30 protein-coding genes and 1 tRNA gene are annotated in these 26,369 nt (G+C 55.4%); 13 read left to right on the forward strand and 18 right to left on the reverse strand.

The annotated features are described in order from the left end of the window. Position 1: 1 nt before the first annotated feature. From ACR0DB_RS18495 to ACR0DB_RS18515, 5 genes are all read right to left on the reverse strand, one after another. A complete protein-coding gene (locus ACR0DB_RS18495) occupies positions 2 to 793 on the reverse strand; it encodes an inositol monophosphatase family protein (RefSeq protein ID WP_480552443.1) in 792 nt (263 codons plus the stop codon). A gap of 531 nt (positions 794 to 1,324) precedes the next feature. Then, the gene (locus ACR0DB_RS18500; protein WP_480506666.1) at positions 1,325 to 1,696 is read right to left on the reverse strand and encodes an HGGxSTG domain-containing protein; all 372 of its coding nucleotides are present in this window, start codon (positions 1,694 to 1,696) and stop codon (positions 1,325 to 1,327) included. A 227-nt stretch (positions 1,697 to 1,923) separates the two neighbouring features. Then, positions 1,924 to 3,102: an AAA family ATPase gene (locus ACR0DB_RS18505; RefSeq protein ID WP_480552444.1), complete on the reverse strand. Its 1,179-nt coding sequence runs from the start codon at positions 3,100 to 3,102 to the stop codon at positions 1,924 to 1,926. Next, on the reverse strand, positions 3,102 to 3,491 hold the full coding sequence (locus ACR0DB_RS18510) for a hypothetical protein (protein ID WP_480552445.1): 390 nt from the start codon (positions 3,489 to 3,491) through the stop codon (positions 3,102 to 3,104). Before ACR0DB_RS18510 ends, ACR0DB_RS18505 begins: the two co-directional genes overlap by 1 nt. A gap of 445 nt (positions 3,492 to 3,936) precedes the next feature. Further along, entirely contained in the window at positions 3,937 to 4,380 is a 444-nt protein-coding gene (locus ACR0DB_RS18515) for a very short patch repair endonuclease (RefSeq protein WP_480552446.1), read from the reverse strand. An 85-nt stretch (positions 4,381 to 4,465) separates the two neighbouring features. On the opposite strand from ACR0DB_RS18515, the gene ACR0DB_RS18520 reads away from it, so the two are divergent. The 5 genes from ACR0DB_RS18520 (at position 4,466) to ACR0DB_RS18540 (ending at position 9,905) form a co-directional block, all read left to right on the forward strand. After that, the gene (locus ACR0DB_RS18520; RefSeq protein WP_480552447.1) at positions 4,466 to 5,980 is read left to right on the forward strand and encodes a DNA cytosine methyltransferase; all 1,515 of its coding nucleotides are present in this window, start codon (positions 4,466 to 4,468) and stop codon (positions 5,978 to 5,980) included. Positions 5,981 to 6,103: 123 nt separating this feature from the next. Further along, entirely contained in the window at positions 6,104 to 6,328 is a 225-nt protein-coding gene (locus ACR0DB_RS18525; protein ID WP_480552448.1) for a hypothetical protein, read from the forward strand. 14 nt (positions 6,329 to 6,342) lie between these two features. Further along, positions 6,343 to 8,307 (forward strand): hypothetical protein, encoded by a 1,965-nt coding sequence (locus ACR0DB_RS18530; RefSeq protein ID WP_480552449.1) that lies wholly within the window; start codon positions 6,343 to 6,345, stop codon positions 8,305 to 8,307. A 12-nt stretch (positions 8,308 to 8,319) separates the two neighbouring features. Further along, positions 8,320 to 9,141, forward strand: a complete 822-nt coding sequence (locus ACR0DB_RS18535) for a hypothetical protein (protein ID WP_480552450.1) — start codon at positions 8,320 to 8,322, stop codon at positions 9,139 to 9,141. Beyond that, on the forward strand, positions 9,141 to 9,905 hold the full coding sequence (locus ACR0DB_RS18540; RefSeq protein WP_480552451.1) for a hypothetical protein: 765 nt from the start codon (positions 9,141 to 9,143) through the stop codon (positions 9,903 to 9,905). Before ACR0DB_RS18535 ends, ACR0DB_RS18540 begins: the two co-directional genes overlap by 1 nt. A gap of 16 nt (positions 9,906 to 9,921) precedes the next feature. On the opposite strand, the gene ACR0DB_RS18545 is transcribed toward ACR0DB_RS18540, so the two are convergent. The 7 genes from ACR0DB_RS18545 to ACR0DB_RS18575 all read right to left on the reverse strand — a co-directional run bounded on the left by ACR0DB_RS18545 (position 9,922) and on the right by ACR0DB_RS18575 (position 14,793). Next, entirely contained in the window at positions 9,922 to 10,188 is a 267-nt protein-coding gene (locus ACR0DB_RS18545) for a hypothetical protein (RefSeq protein ID WP_480552452.1), read from the reverse strand. Positions 10,189 to 10,340: 152 nt separating this feature from the next. Next, positions 10,341 to 10,733, reverse strand: coding sequence for a c-type cytochrome (locus tag ACR0DB_RS18550; protein WP_480552453.1), 393 nt, complete (start codon positions 10,731 to 10,733; stop codon positions 10,341 to 10,343). Positions 10,734 to 10,744: 11 nt separating this feature from the next. Further along, on the reverse strand, positions 10,745 to 11,611 hold the full coding sequence (locus ACR0DB_RS18555) for a CopD family protein (protein ID WP_480552454.1): 867 nt from the start codon (positions 11,609 to 11,611) through the stop codon (positions 10,745 to 10,747). 2 nt (positions 11,612 to 11,613) lie between these two features. After that, the gene (locus tag ACR0DB_RS18560; protein WP_480552455.1) at positions 11,614 to 11,955 is read right to left on the reverse strand and encodes a copper resistance CopC family protein; all 342 of its coding nucleotides are present in this window, start codon (positions 11,953 to 11,955) and stop codon (positions 11,614 to 11,616) included. Between the two features lie 131 nt (positions 11,956 to 12,086). After that, entirely contained in the window at positions 12,087 to 12,800 is a 714-nt protein-coding gene (locus ACR0DB_RS18565) for a DUF6629 family protein (protein WP_480552456.1), read from the reverse strand. A gap of 1,449 nt (positions 12,801 to 14,249) precedes the next feature. After that, a tRNA-Ala gene (locus tag ACR0DB_RS18570) sits at positions 14,250 to 14,325 on the reverse strand. Positions 14,326 to 14,466: 141 nt separating this feature from the next. After that, positions 14,467 to 14,793, reverse strand: coding sequence for a TIGR02300 family protein (locus ACR0DB_RS18575; protein WP_170775209.1), 327 nt, complete (start codon positions 14,791 to 14,793; stop codon positions 14,467 to 14,469). 100 nt (positions 14,794 to 14,893) lie between these two features. On the opposite strand from ACR0DB_RS18575, the gene ACR0DB_RS18580 reads away from it, so the two are divergent. The 3 genes from ACR0DB_RS18580 to ACR0DB_RS18590 all read left to right on the forward strand — a co-directional run bounded on the left by ACR0DB_RS18580 (position 14,894) and on the right by ACR0DB_RS18590 (position 17,506). Next, complete coding sequence (locus ACR0DB_RS18580) at positions 14,894 to 15,589, forward strand: M48 family metallopeptidase (RefSeq protein WP_170775207.1); 696 nt, start codon at positions 14,894 to 14,896, stop codon at positions 15,587 to 15,589. A gap of 30 nt (positions 15,590 to 15,619) precedes the next feature. After that, complete coding sequence (locus tag ACR0DB_RS18585; RefSeq protein ID WP_170775205.1) at positions 15,620 to 16,267, forward strand: GntR family transcriptional regulator; 648 nt, start codon at positions 15,620 to 15,622, stop codon at positions 16,265 to 16,267. Positions 16,268 to 16,378: 111 nt separating this feature from the next. Further along, entirely contained in the window at positions 16,379 to 17,506 is a 1,128-nt protein-coding gene (locus ACR0DB_RS18590; protein WP_480552457.1) for a lytic murein transglycosylase, read from the forward strand. A 270-nt stretch (positions 17,507 to 17,776) separates the two neighbouring features. Here the strand turns inward: ACR0DB_RS18590 and ACR0DB_RS18595 are convergent, their stop codons facing one another. Further along, a complete protein-coding gene (locus tag ACR0DB_RS18595) occupies positions 17,777 to 18,739 on the reverse strand; it encodes an acetyl-CoA carboxylase carboxyltransferase subunit alpha (protein ID WP_480552458.1) in 963 nt (320 codons plus the stop codon). An 89-nt stretch (positions 18,740 to 18,828) separates the two neighbouring features. Then, the gene (locus tag ACR0DB_RS18600; RefSeq protein WP_480552459.1) at positions 18,829 to 19,425 is read right to left on the reverse strand and encodes a LysE family translocator; all 597 of its coding nucleotides are present in this window, start codon (positions 19,423 to 19,425) and stop codon (positions 18,829 to 18,831) included. 72 nt (positions 19,426 to 19,497) lie between these two features. Between ACR0DB_RS18600 and ACR0DB_RS18605 the strand changes: the two genes are divergently transcribed. Next, complete coding sequence (locus ACR0DB_RS18605) at positions 19,498 to 19,950, forward strand: Lrp/AsnC family transcriptional regulator (protein ID WP_170775197.1); 453 nt, start codon at positions 19,498 to 19,500, stop codon at positions 19,948 to 19,950. A 118-nt stretch (positions 19,951 to 20,068) separates the two neighbouring features. Continuing rightward, a complete protein-coding gene (locus ACR0DB_RS18610; RefSeq protein ID WP_170775195.1) occupies positions 20,069 to 20,647 on the forward strand; it encodes a PA14 domain-containing protein in 579 nt (192 codons plus the stop codon). Positions 20,648 to 20,676: 29 nt separating this feature from the next. Here the strand turns inward: ACR0DB_RS18610 and ACR0DB_RS18615 are convergent, their stop codons facing one another. After that, on the reverse strand, positions 20,677 to 21,639 hold the full coding sequence (locus ACR0DB_RS18615) for an L-malyl-CoA/beta-methylmalyl-CoA lyase (RefSeq protein ID WP_480552460.1): 963 nt from the start codon (positions 21,637 to 21,639) through the stop codon (positions 20,677 to 20,679). Between the two features lie 295 nt (positions 21,640 to 21,934). Between ACR0DB_RS18615 and dgcN the strand changes: the two genes are divergently transcribed. The 3 genes from dgcN (at position 21,935) to ACR0DB_RS18630 (ending at position 24,835) form a co-directional block, all read left to right on the forward strand. Further along, the gene (dgcN, locus tag ACR0DB_RS18620) at positions 21,935 to 22,936 is read left to right on the forward strand and encodes an N-acetyltransferase DgcN (RefSeq protein WP_170787116.1); all 1,002 of its coding nucleotides are present in this window, start codon (positions 21,935 to 21,937) and stop codon (positions 22,934 to 22,936) included. A gap of 62 nt (positions 22,937 to 22,998) precedes the next feature. Next, positions 22,999 to 23,964 carry an N-acetyl-D-Glu racemase DgcA gene (gene dgcA, locus ACR0DB_RS18625; RefSeq protein ID WP_480552461.1) on the forward strand — a complete coding sequence of 322 codons (966 nt, stop codon included), beginning with the start codon at positions 22,999 to 23,001 and terminating at the stop codon, positions 23,962 to 23,964. A 10-nt stretch (positions 23,965 to 23,974) separates the two neighbouring features. Next, entirely contained in the window at positions 23,975 to 24,835 is an 861-nt protein-coding gene (locus tag ACR0DB_RS18630) for a D-amino-acid transaminase (RefSeq protein ID WP_480552462.1), read from the forward strand. 43 nt (positions 24,836 to 24,878) lie between these two features. Here ACR0DB_RS18630 and ACR0DB_RS18635 read toward each other — a convergent pair whose 3' ends face one another. The 3 genes from ACR0DB_RS18635 to ACR0DB_RS18645 all read right to left on the reverse strand — a co-directional run bounded on the left by ACR0DB_RS18635 (position 24,879) and on the right by ACR0DB_RS18645 (position 26,303). Further along, positions 24,879 to 25,193 carry a DUF1244 domain-containing protein gene (locus ACR0DB_RS18635; RefSeq protein WP_170754950.1) on the reverse strand — a complete coding sequence of 105 codons (315 nt, stop codon included), beginning with the start codon at positions 25,191 to 25,193 and terminating at the stop codon, positions 24,879 to 24,881. Positions 25,194 to 25,266: 73 nt separating this feature from the next. After that, on the reverse strand, positions 25,267 to 25,506 hold the full coding sequence (locus tag ACR0DB_RS18640) for a DUF6868 family protein (RefSeq protein WP_170787122.1): 240 nt from the start codon (positions 25,504 to 25,506) through the stop codon (positions 25,267 to 25,269). 59 nt (positions 25,507 to 25,565) lie between these two features. Continuing rightward, complete coding sequence (locus ACR0DB_RS18645) at positions 25,566 to 26,303, reverse strand: N-formylglutamate amidohydrolase (RefSeq protein ID WP_480552463.1); 738 nt, start codon at positions 26,301 to 26,303, stop codon at positions 25,566 to 25,568. Between the last annotated feature and the right edge of the window lie 66 nt (positions 26,304 to 26,369).

Consider the following 26,369-nt stretch of genomic DNA (forward strand, 5'->3'; position numbering starts at 1 on the left):
GCTAAGCGTTCCAAGCGTTCTCTGCGATCTCACGCAACGTCTCGAACACATCTGGTGTCCCCACGATCACGCGCCCGCCGTCTCGGATCATCTCATCGGCGTCCTGATCCTCGACAACGCCGCCCGCTTCCGAGACCAGCAATTGCCCAGCCAGACAATCCCATGCATTCATGTGCTCCTCCACGTAACCCAAAAGGCGCCCGGCAGCGACGTAAGCCAATGAAAGCGCTCCGCTGGCGTTTCTGTGAAACATCGCCCCGTGCTCGATCAGATCCTCGATAACAGGTAAGACATGATGGCTCTCAATCCGGTTCGAGTATCCCACAGCCACTGTTCCATCTTGCAACGGCACTCCTAACGCGACGCTTATCGGTGATCCGTTAAGTGTCGCACTTTCTCCGCGAGTTGCGACAAAAGTTTCATCCAAGTTTGGATCGTGGATCACACCAATTTCCGTTTGGCCCTCGGTGACACCAGCCAGAACAATGGTCCATGCAGGAATACCGTTCACGAAATTCGTGGTCCCATCAATTGGATCAATAACCCAGTCAAAGCCACTCTCTCCCGCTACCGCGCCATGCTCTTCACCGTATACGCCATCGTTGGGCCACGCCTCCGCTATCCTTTGACGAATGAAAGTCTCGACGTTCTTGTCCGCCTCGCTCACCCAGTCCTGAGCGCCTTTTTGATCAACTATAAGATTGACCCGATCTGCAAAGAACTTTTTGGCAAGTAGCCCAGCCTCCTCGCAGACTTCGGTGGCAAAGTCTTTGCGTCCTGAAAGTCGAGACATAGGTGCTCCTTTTTCGGTGGGAGTGTTTCCCAACAACACTGTAGGCCAAGCGAAGACTAGGCAACCACATAGTCTTCTCGCTTGCTTCAGGTGCCAATATTGGCTCTATAAACCTTGAGTTACTAGAGTCTACAATCTTCTCCGCGATGAATCTCCCGATCGATAGTTCTCTAATTTCTGTTTGGATTGGATGTAGAACCGACTTGCGTTAGCGCAGCTAAGATCCTGAGACACCTACCCTTTGAATGTCGGCTTACTTGCCGGCGTTCAATTTGGTCTGTGCGCGCAACAAAGTTCGGCTCTCTATTCGAACCGCAGATCTGAAATGTCCGCTTCTCTAATTGGGCGTTTGGGTCAAGCTCGTTTTCTTTCATTGTATCGGATCACTGTCGCTCATCCGGGTCACGCTTCTCTTCGCAGTCTGGGTGATGCCTCGTGGGGCATCGCCATTGTGAGCGATGTTGTGGAATCTGATGGGTACGGATTGCGTGCTCCACCGGCAGTGCAACGGAGGTATTGCACCGCCTCCCTTTAGTCATCCTCTGTTTCAACTTTGGCTCTAGCTTTTCGCTTCCCCTTTGGGCCGGTGCTGAGGCCGCCATGCAACCTGCAACGCCGTTTTCCAGGTACTACCCGGGCTTGGCATTGGCCACCGGCTCGGGTCCTAGCGCCGCATGTTGGGCGCTCTGTCTTAGGCAAGGGTTCCCTGGCATCATTCAAGCCCAGCTCAGCCATCCGTTTGCAATTTACACCGTGGCACTGTGAGCAATCCCTACGATAGTCTGGATGCTTGTGCGCCTCTGCTGGGCATGGTCGCCAACGTGACCGAATTTCACGCCAATCAATGGGATCGCTTTGAAAGAGCGAGCGTAACTCAACTTCTAGCTTTGTCGGTCGCCCCATCAAAAACCCCAACAATTGTTAACATACTCGGCAAACCCCATGATGCGCGTAGTGTTTGGTGTTCGGTTCTCACAAATATCATTGAGTACTGCACCGTATCTCGCTCAATGGAGGTGCGGCACGCCACACCACCGCCCGCCCCCTTTAGGGGGGCGGTGGTGTGGCGACTGTTTTCTGCATGTTTGCCACACCCCACCACACCTCCGCTTTCGGGGTGGGTGTCGCACTTATGTGTTTGCCCATTCACCTACCTCCAAACACGGGCGTTCCATACGTTTTGCATCCAACAATTTGACCTTCTTCAAGGCACCAGATTTCAACCATGCCTCGATCATTTTTTTGATGCGTATGCGGTCTGAACAGGCATCAAGTGCCAAGACTTCCGCAATAGTCAGGCCTGCCCAGTCCTCACGAGCCTGGTCTGAATACCGTAGTCCTTTTCCATCCAGAGCTTTCTGCACAGCAAGAAGGTCGGCCAATGAAATTCCATCAAAGGTACCGGGCCAATTCCAGACTTCGACTACGCCTACGCTGTCACCGTTTGACAAGTGGACTGAAGCTAAGCGCCGCCAGACACGACCAGCAGTGGGGGCAAGGTTTGCCTTGTCGCGGGTCACTGCAAAGTAGGTAGACGGGTCCTCTTTCACACCCGCTTCAGCCTTCATGCTCTCTGTCATCTTGTTAAGCACCCGACCGGAACGCGCCGCTGCCAAAAGCGCGGTTGCACCTCGCCCACTTTCGGTTGTTGCTTCTTCACCGTTGGTTTTGCGAGTGTGGTGCACAAGTTCGATTGCACAATTGCAACGGTCTGCCAGCCGCGCCCATTCCTTTGCCACAAGGTCGATTGCGCCGTTGTCGTTCTCGCCCACCTGATGCGACGACACGAACGGGTCGATAATCAGAACATCGATTTCGCGCGCTTCGATCTCTTGGGCTAAGGCCTCCATTTCCGGCTTGACGATCTGGACGCCTTCACGAGTTTGAATGGCGGTACTGAGTTCGCGTTCCCGGCCCGTGTCCACAAATAGACGCCCTGAGATTTCCTCGGAGGCGACGTTGTGATGTTGCATGGCCGCGATGATGCGCCGGTTCATCTCGTCTCGGGTGTCTTCCAGGTTGTATATCCAGACATTTAGGTCTGATGCGGTCCAATCACCCAGTAGGTCGCGGCCGGAGGCCATTGTCAGCCCTTCGCAGATCGTCAAAGACGATTTCCCGACGCCGCCGGGTGCGACCGTCACCGATATCTGTTTGCGGATCAGGTGTTGCCCGTAGAGCCAAGGACGGGGCGGAATAGTGGAAGGGTCGCGCCAGACGAACTCTGTAGGCAAACGATCCGACCGTTCATTGGGAAACTCGGCGCCGTGTGCATCCAGTTTCAACGCCATGTCAGCAAAATCACGCATCACGCCGCTTGCCTCCTTTGCACATGTTCAAGGAATGCTGCCTGCCGCGCGGATTTCATGCGCTTAAAGCTGGCAAGGCAATAAGCGTATAGTTCTTCCGGGTCGGCATAATCCGCCCAGAACGCTGCCTCATCCATGAAGTTAAAGAACGGGGCAGGGGGCCGTCCCGCACCAGTGCCTAGCGCCGCCTCAGCCGCATTTACCGCGTCGTCACGGTCCAGAGCCTTGAGAGCCACGAATGCCAGGGCCACGCGCTGCCGCGCATCCAGACGTGCTCGCAGGATTACCGTAAGGCCGAACCATGCGTCAGTGCCATCCAGCCAAGCGGCGTATCCGATCGAGCGGCAAACACGTTTGATATTGTCGGGGATTTGCGTCGAAATATTCACAGCAGCACCCCCCAATGCATTGCCAATATGGGGAAAGCCGCGATATGTTCACTGTAAGAACAGACGCCTTCCATAACGTCTTTAACCCCGGTTGCGATTGCCGTCGCGCCGGGGTTTTCGTTTGTCAGTTCGGCTTCAGCCGGTTTGACACTTTCGCGGTAAGTCTTTGATGTTTCGTCGGGGGTTTGACGCACCCCGGTTTTGTAAGTGTTTGATTTGCTAGAATTAGCGCCGGATTGAAAATCCTCGTGTCGGTGGTTCGATTCCGCCCCCGGGCACCACTTTCCCCGCAGGAAAAATAATATATATCATTGCTTTATAACAATAAAGCGTGTTGATCTACTGTTGGGAAGGTGTGGATTGCCCTGGCTTGCTACACAATTTGCTCCACATTCTGCTCCACACACTCTGATTTTTTTGAGGCCAACGCCAAGGACGTCGCACGTCACTCGAAATCCATCCGGGCAGGCTGCCCACCCTCAATGAACTCTTCCACCTTAATAATCAAACCGGGCGGTGGCTCGCTGCCTATGGCACACTCCCAGACTACACCCACACGCCATCCGGCCTCCTGAAGGTCGCGGATGTTGCGCGCATCTCTTTCCACATTCTGGCGAAATTTTTTTGCCCAGAATTCGACGTTGCTGGAAGGAGTTGTGGCTTTCCGGCACCCTGGGTGGCGGTGCCAGTAGCAACCATGAACAAACAGAACGGTTTTCCACCTCGGCAGCACGATGTCCGGTGAACCAGGCAACTTTTTGGCATTCAGTCGAAATCGAAATCCTCTGCGATGAAGGGCCTTTCGCAGAACTACCTCCGGCCTGGTATTTCGACCACGAATGCGCGACATCATCCTGGAGCGCACTTCGGGTGTTACTATGTCTGCCATGTGATCCCATTCTCGCCGTGACAGGTTTGCCCTGGCGCACATCATGCTCTTGAAGATAAAAGAATAATACAAAGAAGGGACGTAGATGAGCAGTGAATTCGCAATAATCGACCTGTTTGCGGGGCCGGGAGGGCTTGGCGAGGGGTTTACTCAGGCAGGCCGTGATGGCGACATCAGCATGAAAATCCATCTGTCTGTGGAAATGGAGACCAACGCCGTGCAGACATTGCGTCTGCGCTCCTTTCTGCGCCGCTTTGGCGAAGAGTTTCCAAAGGAGTACTATGCGGCACTGAATGGGGGTCTGGAATTTCCCAACTGGTCGGAACTCTATCCGGAAGAATGGAAACACGCAGAGCAGGAAGTCCGGCAATTGGTTCTGGGGGATGCCGGTGTTTTTGACGAAATTGCAGGGGTTCTCGACAAGGTTCGCGCAGACTACCAAGGAAACACTATCCTGATTGGTGGTCCGCCCTGCCAAGCCTACTCACTGGCTGGCAGATCGCGCAACAAGGGCAAAGAGGACTATGTCCTCGAAAACGATCACCGGCATTATCTCTATAAAGAATACGTGAACATCTTGGAGCGTCTCGAACCGGTAGCCTTCGTGATGGAAAACGTCAAGGGAATGCTGTCGAGCAAGGTTGATGGCGGGGGAATCTTCCATCGAGTGTTGGATGATCTTGCTGGGGCTGGAAGAGGTTACACCCTGATTCCGCTGACTGCTGCGCCACATCTCGGGGTGGGGCACCCTCCGGCGCGAGACTTCATTCTCCGCGCAGAAGATCACGGTGTACCGCAAGCCCGGCACAGGGTGATCGTGGTCGGCGTGCGGAAAGATATCTCTGAAAATTTGGACTTCGGGGAGGAACCCCTCCTTGTGCGCCGAGATCGGCAAACGACCGTTGAAAGAGCGCTCTCCGGGATCCCACGTGTTCGGAGCGGGCTGAGCCGAGGTGATCAACTGGAAGCTTGGATCGATGCAGTTCGAGGCCAGGCAAAGGAGATCTCAGAGGCAAGGGATGTGCCTGAAGAAGTCAGGAAACGTGCCCGACGAATTGCCAAGACAAATGAGCTTCCATTGGCACGACAGGCGCGAGCCTACTCTGATGGTCATCAGCTTCCGAAGGATCTGGAAGAATGGCTATTGGACGAAAAACTGGAGGCCGTCCTTCATCATGAAACCAGAGGGCACATCACCGGCGATCTCGGGCGTTACCTGTTCTCTTCCATCTTTGCAGAGGAGCATCAGAAGGCTCCGAAATTGTCTGAGTTCCCTGATTTTCTGCAACCTGATCATAAGAACCGTGGAACAGGGCACTTTGCTGATCGATTCCGGACTCAGGTAGGTAGCCGCCCTTCTACCACGGTGACGAGTCATATTTCAAAGGATGGGCATTATTTCATTCATCCTGACCCTACACAGTGTCGATCCTTGACGGTCCGAGAGGCAGCCAGGTTGCAGACGTTCCCTGATAACTATTTCTTCCATGGGGGCAGAACGGCCCAGTACCATCAGGTGGGCAATGCAGTGCCTCCGTATCTGGCATTTCAGATCGCAAGCGCGGTTTCCAGCATGTTGAAACAAGCGACGAAGGGGTAGTCACTTAGGTCGAAAATAGTGTTCAGTTCGAAAATGGTAACTACATTTTTCATATGTAGTTGATATTTTCAATATTGAGTAACTATATGAGTCGAGCGCCACGCGAATTGGAGGTGACGGCCGATGGTTGAACGAGACAAGCGACAGAAATTTGAGGAACTCGCCGAGAAGCGCGTGAACAAGGCGATCAAGGATCTCCGCCTCATCGGAAACCTCTCGAACAGGAACAACTACTCGTTCGATGATGGTGATGTTCGGAAAATCATGAAGGCGCTCGACGATGAAATGAGAGCATTGAAGGGGCGTTTTGCACAGACCCGCGCCTCGGCCCAAGATTTCAAATTGTAAATTAGGAAGATGTGATGTGGAGTTTTCCAAAGGCCGGCCCAGAGCACAGCAATTCAAGTTCGAAACTGAATGAGTTCTTCAACGATCAGGATGCTTCGACGGCTCTGGTTCGAGAAGCCGTCCAGAACTCATTGGACGCAGCTCTTGATCCGACGAAGCCGGTCAGAGTGCGTCTTTCGTTGGCCTCGTTCCCATGGGAAACCCTCGAGCCATTCCTCCGGACTGGTCAAGCAGGAGAGACCGTTGACAACCACCTGTCGAGCATCGATCTGGGAAAATTCGCGGAGAGCTTTGCCGGAAGGGAGCTTCGCTGTTTGATTATCGAAGATGAAGGCACCAAGGGCCTTATCGGCGAAACTGACAAGAGCAACGCTCATTCGGGATCCAACTTCGTCGGCTTCTGGTGGAACGATGGGATCAGTGGCAAGGGTAAAGGATCCAGCGGCAGTCACGGCGTTGGCAAAACCACTCTTACTCGTATTTCCGGGATGTCGCTGTTTTTGGCGGTGACAAAGCGCAGCGATGATCAGAAGAGGTATCTTCTTGGCTTTGCGAACTTGCCCTATCATCGAGTGAACGGAAGCAGTTATCTCGGCTACGGCCGATTTGGCCAATCGGTTCATGAAGGCGGCAATGAAAAGTTCATGCCAATCGAGGAAACTACTGACGTTGAGAGGTTCCTGTCCGAGTTCTCCTTGAAGCGTGACGAGAGCGGCTTGTCGGTCTTCATCCCGGGCATTCCCAGTTCAGTCGACAGCGGTGGGCTTCTCCTTGCGACGGTACGCGATTACTACTGGCCCATCCTGAAGGGTGATCTTGTTGTCGAAGTCGTCGATCGCCTTTCCGGTGAGACGACGACGGTGTGCGCGGAAAACCTATCAGAAGTGATCACGCATATTGCAGATAAAGGGGAGCGGCTCAGGAAAGCTGTTTCGGACACTGAACACCGCGTCGGAATTGTGCGGGAGATCCTTGAACTCAAGACCGGCGGGAAGCCAAACTGGTTTGCTGGTAATGAGCCGATCATGACACACACAGCCCATGGAGACACCCGGGGGGCAGTTACCAAGGATTGTTTTTCGGAAGACAACCTTGGAAGGATGTTTTCTGCATTCGAGAAAGGTCAATTGGTTGGGTTCAGTTTCAGCCTGAAATTCGAGACCGTTGATGGAGAGCAGCAAGTCGGTTTGGTCGAAGTATATTTCAAAAAAGATGACTACAAGCTGACCGATAATGCGCAATTCATCCGGAACCAGATCATCATATCGAGGCAACCCTCAAACATCCCGGCAAAGAATGTCACCTGCTTCTTGATCGCTGAAGATCGAGATATGTCGGACTACCTCAAGGAAGCCGAAGAGCCGGCGCATACGAGGTGGTTCCTGAATCGGTTCAATGAACAAAAAAGCTTCACATCCGATTGGGCGCTGCGGTTTGTGATGGATCTCCCAGCATACATGTATCGCATCCTTTCTCGGGAAGATGAGGATGCGAACACATACGAGAATTTCGCAGATGATATCTTCTCTGTAATGGAACCGATGGGGATTGGTTCCAAGAAGAAACGTGGACAGAAGCGGAAAAAGTCGGAGGAACCGGATGACATCCCCCCAGTGAAGAGGTCGCCTGCCATTCGGGTCGAAAGGGATACAGAGAACCCGGGTTTCGACCTGCTCCCGGTTGGGAACATTGCCGAACTGTTCGAAGAAGAGGAAGTTGCCTTCCCGGTCGAAGTTTCCGTGAAAGCGGCATATGTATCGGCTCTCGGAAAAAGCAGATCATGGCGGGACTACAGCAAAATTGATTTCCAATTTGGAAAGACCATTCCAATCGAGATTTCGCCAAAAGGGGCAGCAAAAATTGTTTCGGCGTCGGAGAATACCTTCACCGTTGAGTTGCTCCAGCCGGAGTTTCGGGTTTCAGCAAAAGGTTTCGATGGAAACCGGGACTTGCTGATCCATCCGAGAATTAAATTGTGATGAGGTTAGCCGATGACCATTCAGCTTGAATTCAACGACACGCATAATTTCACTGGTCGAGCTCGGATCAAACAGAAAAGCGAGCTTTTCTCTTTACAACTCCTTGACCGCCAAGGGGAAACTGTCCGAATACATGCAAAATTCGACAGGGCCGCGATCGAGAAAGAGTGCAAGCTCGACAAAGAAGAACCCAAGGAGTTTGTTCTCGATGTCTTCGCGCTTGGCGACATTCGTCGACATGTGCTTCCGGAATACAGGTCCGAGGATGAAATCGAGTTGGATGAGATCCCGGATGGAGCAAACTTGGAATTTCGCCTGAAGGTGATTTCACGTTCTATAGATGCTTCAGGGAAGATCCTCGCCGCGACAGGTGGGCGTGTAAGGCTCCATACCGGCAGCGGGGACGAAGGCTCAGGAGAACAGAACCAGGGTATCTTCCATCCCAAGCCCTCAACAAGCATTGGGGATCGCATTTGGCAAGTCGGCTGGGATGGGCAAGGAGACTTCGAGGTGTTCGTGCACGCCGACTATTTCCACAAATTCGTCGACGATCCACTGTTCGCCGCACATGTCTTCCCCGAGATCGTGAGAAGTGTCGCCACAGGAATTCTTCTGAGATTTGACAGCATCAAGGACATTGACGAGGATTCTCTATTGGCAAAGTGGGTGAGCTTTATTCAGCAACGGCTCGCAATACCCCTCGAGGGAGAAGAAGCTGCCCATCTCAACGATGCAGACAACATTGATAGGCTCGACCTCGTCGAACAGATCGTTGCTGCGTTCACCAGTCAGAAATGGCGGGACGGCAAAACCCTGATCGAGGAGATTTTGTAATGGAGAGAACGCTTTGCGAGTTCAATTCGGATGGTGCAACCGCCTTTCAGGAACTGATGGATGCGGAGAGGGCAAAGGTGAAATCTTCGCAGCCAGCGAAGGTTTCCGAAGATTTCTTTTCCATGGTTGAAAAAATCGCTGGGGCTTCAGAATTGGTTCGAGAGGTGCCTGGAGCTGACCCAATCGATGACTCCATGGTCTTCGATTCAAGGTACGAATTCGGCCACTATCTTCACGAGACACTTCCTGCCGAATTGTCCAAGGTCCAGTATTCGAATGTGGGACTATGGGCTTGGATATCGGCGGTCTATCTCCCTCAATTGCTGAAGCGATCCAGTCGGGGAGACTCACATGATCTATGGAGTACCTATCGGTATATTCCTCTCGCCTACAACAAGTTCCGTTACTACAGGCATCTGGCTTTCATTTCGTTCTGGCTTCACAGGCAACTGGGAGAGACTGCTGCGCGCCTGTTCTTGTCTCGGCCCATGTATGAGCACTCCGATGCAATCGAGCAGCTCTATACCTCCGACAAGGATTTCCTGACAACACCGGCTTTGTTGGAGGTGTCGGTCGAAATGTACTTGGATGCCGACAGCGGAGCTATGAAGAAAAAGGCGCTTGGCAAAGAAACCCCTGGCAGCGCCAGACGCTTGGCGACCAAGGTGGCGAAACAGTTGCAAATGAATTTCGACATGCATTCGATGAGCAAGGAACAAGTTTACAGTCTCCTACCTGCCGAATTCGATGCCTGGAAAAAGTAGCGGGTGCAAATAGGGTTCAAGCTTTCTTTTCAGGATCGCCGTTTTTCAAGGCATCTGGCAGCCCCAAAAAACGCCGGTCGGTGGGCCGAGTAATTCTCTTGTGTAACCATGCCAAGGTGGCCTCCCTCTTCGAGGCTTCCAATTGCCCGAGGTGTTCTTGCAAAGCGGCGCCGTAGATGATTTTCCTTCGCGTCTCGTTGCGGCGCTTCTGTTTTTGCGCCTGTGCCTGAAGATCCCTGAGCCGCTGTCGAGCGTGCTCAATTTTCGCTTCCAAGTCCGCCATTTCGTTCTCCCATATCGATGGTGGTCGAACAGGAAGTGGTGCCCTGTTTGAATGATCGCTCCTATCTTCGAATAGGTGTCTCACCCTGCCGCCCTGAGCGCGGCCGTCGCACGCCCTGAAAAGGCGATGCGCGCAGTTACGCAAACCGGGTGTTAGCCTGCGCGCCTGGAGCGTATGTAGGCCAGCACGTCCCATATGTCTTCGTCAGTCAGGGTGCCTTCAAAGCCAGGCATGCCACTGTTGAAGTCTTTGATACCGCGTGCTGCCAATGCGTCTGCTCCACCTTGTTTGGTATACTCAAACAATAGCTGGTTATCATGGTGCCATGTGTGCCCTGTCACGTCATGTGGTGGTGCAGGTAACACTCCGTCAACACTGGGTGTTTGCCAGTTGGGTTGGCCTTCCAGATTAGCTCCATGGCATGAGGCACACTGTTCTGCGTAGAGTTCCTGCCCATTCGCTAGGTCTCTATCTAACAACTCATGATCTGCAGCAACGCTAGTACCAATACTGCATATAGCGAGTGCACACAGGTGTTTGTTCATCTCTACCTACCTTAACTCGGAAGTGTTAGTACGCTGGTGAGTGTCGCCGTTGTCGCCAAAACCACTATTACGACTATTGCCTCGACCTCGATAGACCGAGCGAGGTGTTGTGCTGCTTTAGCCTCTCCACTTTGCATGGACGGAACAAATCGGAGCTTGTTCGCGGCGGCGAGGATCAACAGCAGCCCCACAAGGAACACTTTGAACAACAGTGCCTGCCCGTAGACGGTGAACAAGAGCCCTTGGAGATTGCCGACAAGTAACCAAGCCATCCATAGGCCCGCACCGATCAAGGCCGGTACAACGAATGCGGCAGTTTGCCCAAACCTATGACCAAGTTCGGCAGCATCTGTAAGGTGTTCAGGCTTGAGAGCCATACTCCGCAGCGGGCTAAAGATGCCCACCCAGAAGGCTGCGCATAGCAGGTGCAACAGGAGCAAGAGTTGGACGCCAAAACTCTCTAGTTCGGGCACGTGCCCGATCTGAGCAAAGGACCACAAAGCCACCGTGCCACCCAACAATGCGATCCATTGACCAAAGCGAGGAACAGACAGCCCCACAAGGATCATCACTGCGCCGATAAGGCGGTAGACAAGGGCGTCGCCCACGGATGTCTGCCAAAGCAGACCAAGCATCTCTGGATCGACCATGCCGTCAACTCCGCCTGTTAAGGCGGCTCCACGAAGCATGAAACCAACAACCGTTGCGGCGAGAGCGAGCCACCCTAAGGCCCTGGCTTGGCGCTTTATCCCGAGGTTTATCGGTGCGACAACGCCGGAATAGAGGCAACTAACAATTACAAGCCCGGTGGACCCCGCAAAGCCGATGTAGAGCCCCAGCTTTGCGAGGATCGTGGCAATACCCCAAATGTCTGGCATGCTCATTCGACTGTAAAGGAAAACTCGCCCTGCATCGCATGGCCGTCTTCACCTAAACCACGCCATTCGATGACATAGGTGCCTGTTCCATTGCTCGGCAGCGGGATCGTGAACTCTTGACCAAAACTTGTCTGGTCGCCCAAATCTAGGCTTACTGCCGAGTGTTCTTCATGGGCCATCTCTATCCGTGTCAGCCGGATGTCCTTAGAGAAGTTGAGGCCAATTTCAGCGGGTACATTGGTTATTGTGGCTCCGTTGGCAGGGGTTGTTTCTTCGACCTTGGAATGCGCCAGTACGCCGCTGGGAAGGGCAGCCATGAGTGCGAGCACTATGATCTTTTTCATGGTTCTGTCCTCAATTTATCCCGTTGGCACGTTTAATTTCACGAATGTACGTGATCACCGGATAGGTTCGCAGTTTCCGCAGCAAACTGAGACTGGTTCGAACTAGTCTGACAGCACCCGTGATACGTCCGTCAGACAATGGCCCGAAGATCATCACTCTGCTTCTCTAAGTATTGTACAGTCTTACCTCGAAGAACGTCATATGAAATGACGATGCTGCAAAGCGCAGCGAAGAAACACCACACCGAAGGTAGAACAAACAATTCATAACCGAAGAGCGTGACGAGAAACGACGCTGTAAGCGCTAGGCCAAACTTGAAAGCGGTGGGGTTCGATGAGGCTGCTAGCGCAGTGCATGCAGTAAAGAAGTAAATGTATTGGATGTTTGGGATAAGGGTCATACCTTGTAGGTACAAAATATGCCCTCCCCATTCATCGCTAGAGGTGGGAGGTACGGGGTGATTGATTGCGTTCAACATAAGGTAAGTTCCCACAGCCAAGCCACCAATGATAAGTCCACCGAATAAGTGCTTACGCCACTTTCGCTTTTCGATCAGAAAACCTGCAGTTGGGCCAGCAACAGGCCAATAGAAAAACGCGAAAAAAATGAAGCCATAGTTTACTATCGTTAAAAGTCTCAAAGACAATTGGTCGGATATCCCGAGCCAGACCAAACCCTCAAGGCTTTGTTGTAAACCGAAAACTAACGGAAAAGATGACAGGAATATTAGGCCACGCCCCAACTTCTGTCTGTATGCAGAAATCATGGTAGCTGCACCGGCAACGGACAATATTCCCCCCGCGACAAAACTTGCCGTAGCTGAAAAGCACATCTTTAACTCCATTCAGTACATATATCTTTAGCCAGCATCGTATGTCGGTGATTTTAGCAGCCAAGCTTTTCATCTCACTATAGGCACACAAGGTCGGCTTTTAGCGGCCTTTTGACTTTGCAGATTACGAATTTGGTATTCCGGAAACAGCGGCAGCATTGGGAATGTCGGTTCGGACCCTGCAATCCGGGTTGCGAAATGCGGGCACAAACCTGTCGGATACTCGGCAGGAAAGGGATTGCACTCTCCAGTTCCTGAACTCTCTGGGTCTTGGTGATTACTTGGAGCCGAGATGTCCCCGCTGCTCTTTTCCACTGCAGAGTGTTCAGCAGGATGCATATGGTCCTGACAGTGAAGGCCAGCGCAACCATTTGATAGAGCGTGAGCGACGCTGCCAAGGCTGGTCAGGATGATTAGAACGCTAACAAATAGCACAAGTGACTATCGCCGGATGACCATGGGGCTGGACGCTACTGCACGGGAGCGCCCGTGACAACGCCATACAGTTCGTCTCACGACGGAAGGTCTCTCAATTGCATTCCAGTTATAGAACAAGTCAGTGTCAACGTGCTGTTCTGTACCTGATGCAGTCTCTTTGACTTGGTTGTGAGGCTGCTTTCGCTCGTGGGTTTTCAACTACAGAATTTAACCGAGTGCAGTGTCGAAGCTATTAAAAGATAAATAGATACGGTTAATGACCGTACTGTGTTAATACAAGGTGCATTAACATAGTGATTACTATCGCTAACCTATTCGGTTTATGTTGGCTGATTTGCACTGCATAGGTAACTTAGTACTAAACTTTGCTATTTACCAAACCATATTATGTACATCTTTAGTATATACATATTGGTAATAGTTATCAGCATCTAGTATCGGCTATCGAGAGCATTAATATGCATATTCAGGTAATACAGTAAGGATTATACTAAGCATGTGATACTTAAGAGTGCATCTAAGTATCAGTACTAAATGTATATATCAGACATACCTATTAGGCTCGGATACACATCTTGTATCTAATCCAATCTATAACCGTGCAGCGGCAGACAGATCACGTTTTTGCAATCTGTCCGCTCGGTTTATTTGCTCAACTGAGGGAGGGATACGTGCCTTTGCCTTCTTCAGTACTTCCGTGAAGTGCTCATGTACCTTTGTACGCAGTTCGCCGTGGTTCATGCCCGATGCTTCTATGTGCTTTGTTATTGTATCGCCGCACACTGCAAGACGCCGTGCCAGAGTACCAGCCTCTTTAGGGCATCTCGTATGCAACGACACACGTAGGGTTCTGCGTGCGATGTTTGGACTAGTGTGTGGTTTTGGTGTCGTGTCGGGTAGGGGCCAACGAAAGTAATAGATGCCGTGTCTGGACAGTGAAAGATACGCATACAGCTTCATTTTGTGTCACACCTGTGTGTCACACCGCTCTAATGCTTGCTATCTCGTTGTATTGTTAGGTTTTGGTGGAGCCTAGGGGAGTCGAACCCCTGACCTCTTGCATGCCATGCAAGCGCTCTCCCAACTGAGCTAAGGCCCCATCAAGGTACTGCTTAGGCAGTGGGCGGACGTTTATGAGACGGCGGCGATGAGTGCAAGTCCAAAAAAGGAATTCTGGAAAAAACTTTCGCCCCAATATCCGGGATGGTTCGAGGCGACGCAGGGTCGCCTCTGAACGGGATCAGTTTTCGTCTTCCGACGACATGTCGGTGATGTCGTCCAGCGAAACATCATCATTGCTGTCGTCATCATCATCCAGCAGGTCATCGTCCAGATCGACATCGACATTGTCGTCATCGTCCAGAACCAGGTCTTCGTCCGACGCTTTCTCGCGCGCTTTGGCCGATGCCGCATCTTCCGCGTCAGCAGCAATCATCCGGCTTTTGCCGGTGTCCAGTTCCACGATCTCGCCGGTATAGGGGCTGACGATCGGGTCCTTGTTCAGGTCGTAAAACCGCTTGCCGGTTGTCGGGCAAACGCGCTTTACGCCCCATTCTTCCTTGGGCATGTGAAATCCCCTTGATATCAGGTGAGTCGTAATAACGATTCCGGTCACGTGCCACATGCAGCGGGCACTGTCAAAGCCTTTGAGCAGGAGAAACCGACCCATGGGGGATCACGCCTTACCGGGAACGCCTCGGGTCCCGTTGACGTTGCGAAAATCGGCGCGTGCGCGGCGGATCAGCCTGCGGATTTCCCAACTGGACGGGCGGGTTACGCTGACCTACCCGCAAGGGGTGCCCGAGGCCGAAGCGCTGAGTTTTGCGCGCGCCAAGGAGGATTGGATCAGGCAGCACCTGCAAGACCGTCCTGACCCCGAACAGGTTCAGATCGGTCAGAGCATACCGGTGGAAGGGGTTGACCGGCGAATCGTTGAGGCACAGGGGCGTCGCGTTGCCTTGGTGGGCGGTGAGATCGCGGTGCCCAAAGGGTCGGAGGGGCGCAGGCTGGCTCGGTTCCTCAAGGAATTGGCACGCGACCGGCTGACTGAGGCCTGTGATGATTATGCGGCAATGCTGGGGCGGGACTATTCTAGCCTGACCATCCGGGACACGCGGTCGCGGTGGGGCTCATGCAGTTCGGCGGGCGGGTTGATGTTTTCCTGGCGTCTGATCCTCGCCCCGTCCGAGATCCTGCATTATGTCGCCGCGCACGAGGTGGCACATTTGGTCGAGATGAACCATTCTCCAGCGTTCTGGGCGCAGGTGGAAAGGATTTTCGGCGACTACCGGGATCAAAGGCGCTGGCTGCGCGACAACGGGGCGCAGCTTCATCACTATAGATTTGATAGCCCGCCGAGTTGACGGCGGGACTGGATGTGATCACATGGGCACATGCAGAGCCCTCGTTCCTCCGACTCGCAGACCGCGACACATGACCGGATCTATCGGGCGCTGCGCGCGCGGATCATGCATGGCGAGATTGCACCGGGCCACGCGCTGACCTTGCGTGGGATCGGCAAAGAGTTTGGTGTATCCATGACGCCCGCCCGCGAGGCGGTGCGGCGGTTGGCAGCCGAAGGGGCGCTGTTCCTGTCCTCGTCCGGGCGCGTTTCGACGCCTGAGTTGACCAATGACCGGATCGAAGAACTTGCCGCCCTGCGCGCACTGCTAGAGGTCGAATTGGCTAGCCGCGCCTTGCCGCGTGCCCATATTGCCCTGATCGACCGGTTGCAGAGCATCAACATGACCGTGGCCGAAATGGTCACGAAAAGGGACGCGGTGGGCTATATTCGCACCAATCTGGAGTTTCACCGCACGCTTTATCTGCGGGCGCAAGCGCCGGCGATGCTGGCGATTGCCGAGACGGTCTGGTTGCAGTTGGGGCCGACTATGCGCGCGCTTTATGGGCGTTTGCGCCGGACCGAGCCGCCGCATTACCACAAGCTGATTATCGCCGCGCTGAAAGCAGGGGACGAGCCGGGATTGCGTCTAGCTGTGCGGTCGGACGTGACCCAGGGGCTGCGGATGCTGGTCAGCTAGGCGGCTTACCGCCGAAGGGCCTGTTGCTGGGCGAATGGATGACACTTTGCTGGCTTGGGTCCGGCCGCTGCTGTAGTCTGGTTCCAATCAAAACAAGAGCAGATTTCAGCCATGATCAATCGTCGGGTATTTTCCATCGGCCTCGGGGCGTCCTTTTTGACAGCTTGCACGGAAGGGGCGCAGACAACCGCCCCCGCATCGCGGATGCGCGCTGTTCCGAATGCAGGTTGGGACGCTTGGGTCGCAAGCTTCAAAAACCGCGCTGCGGCGCAGGGCATCTCGCAAAGCACACTCGATCGGGCCTTTCAGGGGGCGGGCTATTTGCCGGGCGTGATCGAGCGTGATCGCAATCAGGTCGAATTCAAGCGCTCGCTTGAGGATTATCTGGCCATCGCCGCCTCGGACGAACGGATCGAGACCGGCAAGCAAATGATGGTGCGTCACGCCGGAACCTTGTCGCAGATTGAATCGCAATATGGTGTCGACAAAGAGGTTGTGGTCGCGGTTTGGGGGCTGGAGAGCCGCTATGGCGCGCGGCGAGGCGATATACCCGTGATCTCGGCGACGTCAACGCTGGCTTATGACGGGCGGCGGGGCGCCTTTTTTGAAAAGCAATTGATCGCGGCGCTTCAGATCATACAGGAGGGCGACACGACCCCTGCCAGCATGACCGGCAGTTGGGCCGGGGCGATGGGGCACACGCAGTTTATTCCGACCTCGTATCTGGCCTTCGCGGTGGATCATACCGGCGATGGACGGCGTGATATCTGGTCTGATGACCCGGCAGACTCATTGGCTTCGACCGCAGCCTACCTTGCCCGTTCGGGTTGGGTGCGTGGCCAGCCTTGGGGGGGAGAGGTTGGGACTGTGTCCGGCACGCCAGTCGCGGTGCTGCAACCGCAGGTGCCGGGGCCGCGCATTGCTGTGTTCCGCAATTTTCAGGTGATCAAGCGCTATAACAACTCGGATAGCTACGCGATCGGTGTTGGGCACCTGTCCGACCGGATTGCCGGCGGCGCACCCTTTCAGGCCTCATTCGGCCCGGACAAGACAGGTCTGACTTTGGAGGATCGGAAAGAGTTGCAGCGTCGCCTGACCGCGGCGGGCTATGACACGCAGGGCGCGGATGGAGTGGTTGGAAATAACACCAAAACCGCCATCAGCGCCTATCAACGCGCCAACGGCCTGCCGGTGACGGGCACGCCCTCGGTCGCGTTGCTGCGTCGGTTGGGGGGCTAGGGTCAGGAGCCACTAATCTTGCACCACTGGCGCGCGAACGGCAAAAAAAAGCAATGGTTTTTGGGCGCGCCGGGACTGGCGGTGTCAGTTCCAAGCGATCAAAGCCGCTGCTTTGCAGCGGTTCATGCGTCCGAAGGATTTGACTGATTTTGCCTCTGAACTGCGTTACATCCTTTAGAAATAGAACCACTATTCCAGCAAGAATGTGCCTTGTCAGAACCAAAATCAGTCAAACCAGTGGCGCAAGATTAGTGGGTCCTGACCCTAAGCCTACGCGGCTAGCCCTTTCGCGCCGATATCCAGGAATTTCTGGCGGCGGTGCTGAAGCAGCGCGGCGGCATCCTTGCCGTCCAGCTCTTTCAGCATGTCCGTGATGGCTGCGCGCACCGATTCCACGGTGGCCGGACGATCGCGGTGGGCACCGCCCTTGGGTTCCGAGATGATCCGGTCGCATACGCCCAGCTTATACAGATCCTGCGCCGTCAGGCGCAGTGCCTCGGCCGCTTCGCGCATCTTTTCAGCGTCCTTCCAAAGGATCGAGGCGCAGCCCTCGGGCGAGATCACCGAATAGACCGAGTGTTCCAGCATCGCCACCTTGTTGGCCGTCGCAAAGGCAACCGCACCGCCCGATCCACCTTCGCCGATGATGACCGAGACCAGCGGTACGCCGATCTTCAAGCACATCTCGGTCGACCGCGCGATAGCCTCGGACTGGCCCCGTTCCTCGGCCCCTTTGCCGGGGTAGGCGCCAGCGGTGTCGATCAGGGTGATCACCGGCAGGCCAAAACGCCCCGCCATCTCCATCAGGCGCACGGCTTTGCGATAGCCCTCGGGGCGCGCCATACCGAAATTCCGTTCGATCCGCGATTTGGTGTCGGACCCCTTTTCGTGACCGATCACCATGACAGGCTGGTCGTTGAAGCGGGCCAGCCCGCCGATCACGGCCAGGTCGTCGGCAAAGTTCCGGTCGCCCGCCAGAGGGGTGAATTCCGTAAACAATTCTTTGACATAGTCCTGACAATGGGGGCGTTCGGGGTGACGCGCCACCTGGCATTTCCGCCAGGGGGTCAGATCGCTGTACAGCTCATCCAGCAGTTTGACAGCCTTGGCGTCCAGCGCGGCGGCTTCTTCGGCCACGTCCATCTCTTCGTTGGCGCGGGCCAAGGCGCGCAATTCCTCGGCCTTGCCTTCGATCTCGGCCAGGGGTTTTTCGAAATCCAGATATTGGGTCATGACGCCTCTCAACGCGGAAATTCATTGCTATATGACCTGACGTCGCGAGGGATGCAACTCAACAGCAGTTTTCCGCACCAAAAGGCTGTCTAGCCCGGCCACAGGATCGGGTAGAGAGACAGGACCAAAAGCGCGGCCATTGTCCAGTTGAACACCACCAGCCTTCGTGCGTTTGTCAGCAGCCGGGCCATCTGCTGTCCCAGTACTGTCCATGTGCTGACCGAGGGCAGGTTCACCGCACCAAACACCAAAGCAACAGTGATGATCGCGCCCATCGTGTGGTTGGGCGTGTAGACCGTCGTCGCCGTCAAGGCCATTGTCCACGCTTTGGGGTTGACCCACTGGAAAGCGGCGGCTTGCCCAAATGTCATGGGCGTTCCTGCGATTTCGCCCCTGGTCGCTGGCGCGGCGTAAGCGATTTTCCATGCAAGCCAAAGTAGATAGGCGACGGACAGAATTTTCAGTGCGCTATACAGCAGGGGGACCCGCATAAAGACCTGCGCCAGACCGGCCCCCACCAATAGAACCATAACGGTGAACCCGATCCCGATGCCCAGCATATGCGGGACGGTGCGGCGAAACCCGAAATTCGCACCCGAGGCCATCAGCATCAGGTTATTCGGCCCTGGCGTGATGGACGAGACGAAGGCAAACATCATCAATGCGAAAAGCAGATCATAGGTCATTGCAGGATAATTGTCCGATCCACAGCAAATGAAATTGCGAAATCGCGCAAGTTTTTCTAAGTTTCGCAATTAATGGCGAAGATTGACCAAATAAACCAACATTTATTGCGCGAGCTGTCACGCGACGGGCGCATCAGCAATCTGGAGCTTGCCGACCGGGTTGGCCTGTCTCCCTCGGCCTGTCTGAGGCGGGTGCAGGAGTTGGAACGCGTGGGTGTCATCCAAGGCTATCGGGCGGTTCTTAATCCGGCGGCGTTGGGTGTTGGGTTCGTCGCCTATATCGGCGTGGGTCTGGGCGAGCATACCAAAGCTGCACAAGAAGGGTTCGAACGCGCTTTGCAGCGTGCACCTGAAGTGGTGGAGTGTCACAACATTACCGGAACGATTGAATACCTGCTGCGGGTGGAGTGCGCGGACCTTGCCTCGTATAAAACGTTCCACACCGAAGTGCTGGGTACATTGCCGCATGTGACCTCGATCACGTCCTATGTGGTGATGGATTCGCCCAAGGATTTGCGTGCCTAACAGCGCAAATGTGAATTTTAACTGTCTTGCGAGGTTAATTCTCACATCCTAGTGTTTATCCAATGTCCTGACCAAAATGGGGATTAACCCCAATGGGACCACACTCAGGGAGAAGACCATGAAATTCGCTCAGACCGGAGCGCTGGCCGTGACCCTGGCGATGATCGCCGGGATGGCTGTGTCCGCGCCGCTGAAATTGCAACCTGCCAATCCTCAGCCAAGCCCAAAAGCGGGTTTGAATGTGAAATATGCGTGGGAGGGAAACCCGCCGCGCAAAATCCAGAACCTGTCAAAAGTTGAGTTTTTGTTGAAAAAGGCCGAGCCTGGCCCGCCTTTAATTGGGCTCGACTATCGCGACACGAATGAAGGGGACCCGGTTCTGACTTACAATCAGGCGTTCAATGTGGCGGCTGAAGTCACCGGTTATATCAAGTTCGATTCGCCTGGTATCTATGAATTGGAAACATGGTCCAATGACGGCATTGACGCTTGGGTCGGCGGTCAGCAGATCGGCTATGTGAATGGTCGACAGGGCTGTGAAGCCAATCAACGCACAGAGGTTGAGGTGCCCAAGGCCGGTTGGTATCCGCTCAACATCAAGTATTTCCAGAAATACGGAACCTCTTGCCTGATGATGAAATGGGGCAAGCAGGGCGAGCGGTTCACCTGGACGCCAAACAACGTGTTCGGAAGGTAAGAAAGGCGCCCCGCGGGGCGCCTTTTTCGTCAGCCATTTGCAGCGATCAGCTCAGCCTGTGCCACGATTACCTCGGCCTGCTTGATCGAGGCGATATCGACCAGACGTCCTTTGTAAACGGTTGCGCCTTCGCCATTGGCCTTGGCCTGTTCCATTGCCGCCAGGATCTCGCGCGCCTCTGTAACCGCCTCGTCCGAAGGGGTGAAGACCTGATTGGCCAGCGAGATCTGCTTGGGGTGGATCGCCCATTTGCCCACCATGCCCAGCGTGGCCGAGCGTTTGGCCTGTGCGATATAGCCCTCATCATCCGAGAAATCGCCGAACGGGCCGTCGACCGGCAGCACGCCATGGGTGCGGCAGGCGGCGACGATGGCCGCCTGTGCCCAATGCCACGGATCGGACCAGTGCATTTCGCCCTCGCGCAGCATGTAATAGTTTTCCTGCGTGCCGCCGATACCGGTGGTTTGCATCCCCATCGAGGCCGCAAAGTCTGCTGCCCCAAGGCTCATGGCCTGCAGGCGCGGGGATGAGGCCGCGATGGCTTCGACATGGGCGATACCAGCGGCGGATTCGATGATGACCTCAAAGCTGATGGGCTTGGTGCGGCCCTTGGCGCGCTCGATCGCCGTGACCAGCGTGTCAACGGCATAGACGTCCTCCGCACAACCCACCTTGGGTATCATGATTTGGTCCAGACGGTCGCCGACCTGTTCCAGCAGATCAACCACGTCGCGATACCAGTAGGGCGTGTCGAGGCTGTTGATGCGGACGGACATGTATTTGCCGCCCCAGTCGATTGTGTTCAGCGCCTCGATCACATTGGCTCGGGCCACATCCTTGTCCGTGGGTGCAACGGAATCCTCAAGGTCCAAGTTGATCACGTCGGCGGCCGAGGCGGCCATTTTCGGGAACAGCTTGGTGTTCGAACCGGGACCAAACAGCTGACAACGGTTCGGGCGGGCAGGGGCGGCGGGTTGAAGGCGAAAGCTCATCTGGACCTCGTGCGGGAAAGGAAATTGCGATTTTGTTGGCTTATCTGGTATTAAATTGCGCAACGCTGCGCAAGCGTCTTTGTGCAGGCGCGGCAATGCATTCGCAGCATTCCCCAAAATACGCTGCGTCGAAGGCGGTTAAAGTTTAATCACTTTGGAAACTTGAAAAGTTTTTGCGCATTTTCGGCAAAATGCGCAAAATTCTCCCAACCCAACTGACGTTGACAGAAGGATTCGCGAAACTCTCGCCTGCCGGCTCCACTAGCCTGCGTCGGAATCAAAGGAGTGCACCGCAATGATCGAGACACCGTATCTGTTGTTTTTGGGCGATGCGCCCGACCAGTTGGCCGCAAAAGTCGCCATCGGCATCCGGGACTGGCGTCCCGAGAACGCCGTGGGCCAGTACCGGATGGAGGGTTGCAAGGCCGATCTGGGTATGACCGACCTGACTCTGGCCGAGGCCAAAGCCGCCGGCGCGAAAACGCTAGTCATTGGCGTTGCCAACCGGGGCGGTGTGATCAGTGCAGCGTGGAAGAAAGTGTTGATCGAGGCGCTTGAGATGGGGTTTGATCTGGCTTCGGGCCTACATAACCTGTTGCGCGATGAGGGCGATCTGGTGGCCGCGGCGCAAACCCATGGCTGCACGTTGCACGACGTACGTGTGCCGACTGTTGGCTATCCGATTGCCAATGGTAAAAAGCGCAGCGGCAAGCGGTGTCTGGCCGTCGGGACCGATTGTTCGGCGGGTAAGATGTATACAGCCATGTCGATGGATGCCGAGATGCGCAAGCGGGGCATGAAATCCACTTTCCGCGCCACGGGGCAGACGGGGATTCTGATCACTGGTCAGGGGGTTCCGCTGGACGCGGTCGTGGCCGATTTCATGGCCGGTGCGGTCGAATACCTGACGCCCGAGAATGACGCCGATCACTGGGATCACATCGAAGGGCAGGGGTCACTGTATCATGTGTCCTATTCCGGTGTGACTATGGCGCTGATCCACGGCGGTCAGCCCGATGCGCTGATCCTGTGCCACGAGCCTACGCGGACGCATATGCGTGGCTTGCCCGAGTATTCCCTGCCGTCGCTGCCGGATCTGCGTGACGCGGCACTACCGCTGGCGCGGATTGCCAACCCGGCCTGTCAGGTTGTCGGTGTGTCGATTAACACCCAGAACCTGAGCGAAGACGACGCGCGCGCCTATATCGCCGAGGTTGAGGCCGAGTTAGGGTTGCCCGCCACTGACCCGTACCGCTTTGGCGCGGGTAAGCTGGTTGACGCACTGGCGGCGCTGTAACACGGTCTGGCAAAGATTTTTCGTCGAAAAATTTTGGTCGCTCTGCTGGGGAAAGGTGTGTGATGCGGATAGACATTTCGCGGGATGTGTTTCGGTTGGCGCAGGTGTTCACCATCTCGCGCGGGTCGCGGACCGAGGCCAAGGTGCTGACCGTTCGGATCTCGGACGGGGTGCATCAGGGCTGGGGAGAATGCGTGCCCTACGCGCGCTATGATGAAACGCTGGAGTCGGTTGAAGCCGAGATCGCGGGTCTGCCTGCAGACATCACCCGGCAATCGCTTATGGACCTGCTGCCCGCTGGGGCGGCGCGAAATGCCGTAGACTGTGCGCTGTGGGATCTGGAATGCAAGCGTGCCGGCAAACGGGCGTGGGACTTGGCCGGTTTGCCAGTTCCGGACCCCGAGATCACCGCCTATACCTTGTCGCTGGACACGCCAGAGGCGATGCAGGCGCAAGCTGCCGCCAATGCGCATCGCCCGCTTCTTAAGATCAAGCTGGGCACGCCGGACGACATGCCCCGGCTTGAAGCTGTGCGCGCGGGCGCGCCGAACGCGCAGATCATCGTCGATGCGAATGAGGGTTGGTCGGCCGCCGTTTATGCCGACCTTGCCCCGCATCTGGTGCGATTGGGTGTGGCGCTGGTTGAGCAGCCTCTGCCTGCCGGTGAAGATGACGCGCTGATCGGGATGGAGCGCCCGGTGCCCGTTTGTGCCGACGAGTCCTGTCATGATCGCTCCAGCTTGCCCGGCCTCAAGGGCAAATACGACGTGGTCAACATCAAGCTCGACAAAACCGGAGGCCTGACCGAGGCGTTGGCATTGCGCGAACAAGCGCTGGCCGAGGGCTACAAGGTCATGGTCGGTTGCATGGTCGGGAGCTCGCTTGCAATGGCCCCTGCGACCTTGTTGGCGCAGGGTGCGATAGTAACGGACCTTGACGGCCCGCTTCTTCTAGCCGAAGACCGCACCAACCCGCTGATTTTTGATGACGCCGGAGTGCATCCGCCTAGCGTGGACCTCTGGGGCTGAGGAGAGTGACATGACCCGCACCGTTTACGTGAACGGAGAGTACCTGCCCGAAATCGAGGCCAAGGTCTCGATCTTTGACCGTGGTTTCCTAATGGCCGACGCCGTTTATGAGGTGACCAGCGTGCTGGACGGCAAGCTGATCGACTTTGAAGGCCACGCGGTGCGTCTGAAACGCTCGCTGGACGAGCTGCAGATGGCCGAGCCCTGCAGCAAGGATGAACTTCTGGCAATTCACCGCAAACTGGTTGAGCTGAACGGAATCGAAGAAGGTCTGATCTATCTGCAGGTCTCGCGTGGCAGCGACGGGGACCGGGATTTTGTATTCCCTGCGGCTGACACCAAGCCGACGCTGGTTTTGTTTACGCAGAATAAGCCTGGCCTGGCCGACAGCCCGGCTGCGCAGAAGGGGGCCAAGATCATCTCGATCGACGACATTCGTTGGGGCCGCCGTGACATCAAGACTGTGCAACTGCTTTACCCGTCGATGGGCAAGATGATGGCCAAAGCAGCCGGATGCGATGACGCTTGGATGGTTGAGGATGGCTATGTCACCGAAGGCACAAGCAACAACGCCTATTTCGTCAAGAGCGGCAAGATCGTCACCCGCCCGCTGTCCAATGACATCCTGCACGGCATCACCCGCAAGGCTGTGTTGCGTATGGCTGCCGAGGCGCAGATGGAAGTCGAAGAACGCTTGTTTACGATCGATGAGGCGAAAGCGGCGGATGAAGCCTTCACCACCTCGGCCAGTGCCTTTGTGATGCCTGTGGTTGAGATTGATGGGGTTTCTCTGGGCGATGGCACGCCAGGGCCGATTGCCAAGCGTCTGCGTGAGATTTATCTGGATGAAAGCCGCAAGGCGGCGATCTAAGCAAAAGGCCCGCCAAACCGGCGGGCCTTTTTGATTTCAGCGTTCAACCTTTTTTGGTGACGTTTTCGTCAAAGGCGACCTCGAAGGCGGCCTGTTTTTCGGGGCTGGCTTCGGTCTGATAATTGGCTTTCCACTCATCCATGGTCATGCCGTAGAAAATTTGACGGGCTTCGTCCTTGCCCATCTCGATGCCTTTTTCATTAGCCGCTTCCTGATACCAGCGCGACAGGCAGTTGCGGCAGAACCCGGCCAGATTCATCATGTCGATGTTCTGCACGTCGGTGCGGTCTTCCATCAGGTGCTTTTGCAACCGGCGGAAGGCTGCGGCCTGAAGTTCGATTTCGGTTTGCTTGTCCATGTGCTGACTCCGGATGACAGTATCGTTGTCCTTGACCTAGCGGCCCAGAGGCGATGTTTCAACAAACAGGATGTCAGGCCAGTTTCAAGGCCAGCCAAGGCACGATGCAAAAGATCAATGTAAGGACCTTGTAGTTGGCCAGATACCGGAAATACGCTCGTTTCACTTCCGACCGCTCCATCTGGAATAACTTGCTGTGAATGCCCGCAATCTGCTCCTGCAGCAACAGGACCATTAATGCTGTAAACAACAGCACCGCGATGTTCAGCGCGGCCATCCAACCAAAAACAGAGGTTGCGAATTCCTGGGTCATGGCGATCCCCTTTCGACGAATATATGGGGATCAGGTGGTATCCTCACAATGACGTGTGATCAAAGGTCGCTAGTATCCAGCGCGTCCTGTAACACAACGGCCAAACGTTCCGCCCAAGCCCTTTGTCCCGCGTGATCGGCGATCAGATCATTGCGCAGCTCGATCAGGGCATTGGGGCGGCCAAAGGCGGTGCAATGTTTATCAATCGCATCGCCGGGCAGAACACCGGTATAGGGCTCGTTGACGCCGACGCACAGGTCTCCTTCGGCCTCAAGCCGGTCGACCAGCGGGCGCGAAAAACGCACGTCCGGGGTGTGCAGCACGCCAACATGCCACGGACGCGGCTCGCGCCCTCGCAACTGACGGGTGAAGGAGTGCATTGAGATGATCACCGCATGAGGCAAGGCGGCCAGCTCGGCCAAAGCGTTGTGATACGGGCGGTAACACATGTTTAGCCGCCGCTCCCGCTCGGCCGCGTCGGCGTAACGATTGCCTGGGATGATCGACCCGTCATAAAGCTTCATCAGCAGGGTCGGGTCATCCTCGCCCCGGTTCGGGTCGATCACCAGGCGCGAGAAATTGGCAGCCACCACGGGCGCGTTCAGGATTTCCCCAAGATGTTTCGAAACCTCATAGGCACCCACGTCATAGGCGATGTGGCGCTCCATATCTTCGCGCGGCAGGCCAAGGTCGCCGCCGTTGATGTCGGGCGGGACGGTGTTGGTGGCATGGTCACATGTGATTAGCCAGCGCGACGGGCGATCAGCGCCGTGGATAAAAAACGGAGAATACGTCATAAGCCTGTCATCTTGTTTGTCGCAGGTGTAGGGCAGTTGCTTTGAAAAGGGAATTGCGCAATAAGC

It is taken from the genome of Ruegeria sp. AB6 (genome assembly GCF_056542685.1).

Bases quoted from the DNA above. Each gene is read 5' to 3' on its own strand.
- ACR0DB_RS18495 (WP_480552443.1), bottom strand. From the start codon at position 793: ATGTCTCGACTTTCAGGACGCAAAGACTTTGCCACCGAAGTCTGCGAG.
- ACR0DB_RS18500 (WP_480506666.1), bottom strand. From the start codon at position 1,696: ATGGGGCGACCGACAAAGCTAGAAGTTGAGTTACGCTCGCTCTTTCAA.
- ACR0DB_RS18505 (WP_480552444.1), bottom strand. From the start codon at position 3,102: ATGCGTGATTTTGCTGACATGGCGTTGAAACTGGATGCACACGGCGCC.
- ACR0DB_RS18515 (WP_480552446.1), bottom strand. From the start codon at position 4,380: ATGGCAGACATAGTAACACCCGAAGTGCGCTCCAGGATGATGTCGCGC.
- ACR0DB_RS18520 (WP_480552447.1), top strand. From the start codon at position 4,466: ATGAGCAGTGAATTCGCAATAATCGACCTGTTTGCGGGGCCGGGAGGG.
- ACR0DB_RS18525 (WP_480552448.1), top strand. From the start codon at position 6,104: ATGGTTGAACGAGACAAGCGACAGAAATTTGAGGAACTCGCCGAGAAG.
- ACR0DB_RS18530 (WP_480552449.1), top strand. From the start codon at position 6,343: ATGTGGAGTTTTCCAAAGGCCGGCCCAGAGCACAGCAATTCAAGTTCG.
- ACR0DB_RS18535 (WP_480552450.1), top strand. From the start codon at position 8,320: ATGACCATTCAGCTTGAATTCAACGACACGCATAATTTCACTGGTCGA.
- ACR0DB_RS18540 (WP_480552451.1), top strand. From the start codon at position 9,141: ATGGAGAGAACGCTTTGCGAGTTCAATTCGGATGGTGCAACCGCCTTT.
- ACR0DB_RS18545 (WP_480552452.1), bottom strand. From the start codon at position 10,188: ATGGCGGACTTGGAAGCGAAAATTGAGCACGCTCGACAGCGGCTCAGG.
- ACR0DB_RS18550 (WP_480552453.1), bottom strand. From the start codon at position 10,733: ATGAACAAACACCTGTGTGCACTCGCTATATGCAGTATTGGTACTAGC.
- ACR0DB_RS18555 (WP_480552454.1), bottom strand. From the start codon at position 11,611: ATGCCAGACATTTGGGGTATTGCCACGATCCTCGCAAAGCTGGGGCTC.
- ACR0DB_RS18560 (WP_480552455.1), bottom strand. From the start codon at position 11,955: ATGAAAAAGATCATAGTGCTCGCACTCATGGCTGCCCTTCCCAGCGGC.
- ACR0DB_RS18565 (WP_480552456.1), bottom strand. From the start codon at position 12,800: ATGGAGTTAAAGATGTGCTTTTCAGCTACGGCAAGTTTTGTCGCGGGG.
- ACR0DB_RS18575 (WP_170775209.1), bottom strand. From the start codon at position 14,793: ATGCCCAAGGAAGAATGGGGCGTAAAGCGCGTTTGCCCGACAACCGGC.
- ACR0DB_RS18580 (WP_170775207.1), top strand. From the start codon at position 14,894: ATGGGGGATCACGCCTTACCGGGAACGCCTCGGGTCCCGTTGACGTTG.
- ACR0DB_RS18585 (WP_170775205.1), top strand. From the start codon at position 15,620: ATGCAGAGCCCTCGTTCCTCCGACTCGCAGACCGCGACACATGACCGG.
- ACR0DB_RS18590 (WP_480552457.1), top strand. From the start codon at position 16,379: ATGATCAATCGTCGGGTATTTTCCATCGGCCTCGGGGCGTCCTTTTTG.
- ACR0DB_RS18595 (WP_480552458.1), bottom strand. From the start codon at position 18,739: ATGACCCAATATCTGGATTTCGAAAAACCCCTGGCCGAGATCGAAGGC.
- ACR0DB_RS18600 (WP_480552459.1), bottom strand. From the start codon at position 19,425: ATGACCTATGATCTGCTTTTCGCATTGATGATGTTTGCCTTCGTCTCG.
- ACR0DB_RS18605 (WP_170775197.1), top strand. From the start codon at position 19,498: ATGGCGAAGATTGACCAAATAAACCAACATTTATTGCGCGAGCTGTCA.
- ACR0DB_RS18610 (WP_170775195.1), top strand. From the start codon at position 20,069: ATGAAATTCGCTCAGACCGGAGCGCTGGCCGTGACCCTGGCGATGATC.
- ACR0DB_RS18615 (WP_480552460.1), bottom strand. From the start codon at position 21,639: ATGAGCTTTCGCCTTCAACCCGCCGCCCCTGCCCGCCCGAACCGTTGT.
- dgcN (WP_170787116.1), top strand. From the start codon at position 21,935: ATGATCGAGACACCGTATCTGTTGTTTTTGGGCGATGCGCCCGACCAG.
- dgcA (WP_480552461.1), top strand. From the start codon at position 22,999: ATGCGGATAGACATTTCGCGGGATGTGTTTCGGTTGGCGCAGGTGTTC.
- ACR0DB_RS18630 (WP_480552462.1), top strand. From the start codon at position 23,975: ATGACCCGCACCGTTTACGTGAACGGAGAGTACCTGCCCGAAATCGAG.
- ACR0DB_RS18635 (WP_170754950.1), bottom strand. From the start codon at position 25,193: ATGGACAAGCAAACCGAAATCGAACTTCAGGCCGCAGCCTTCCGCCGG.
- ACR0DB_RS18640 (WP_170787122.1), bottom strand. From the start codon at position 25,506: ATGACCCAGGAATTCGCAACCTCTGTTTTTGGTTGGATGGCCGCGCTG.
- ACR0DB_RS18645 (WP_480552463.1), bottom strand. From the start codon at position 26,303: ATGACGTATTCTCCGTTTTTTATCCACGGCGCTGATCGCCCGTCGCGC.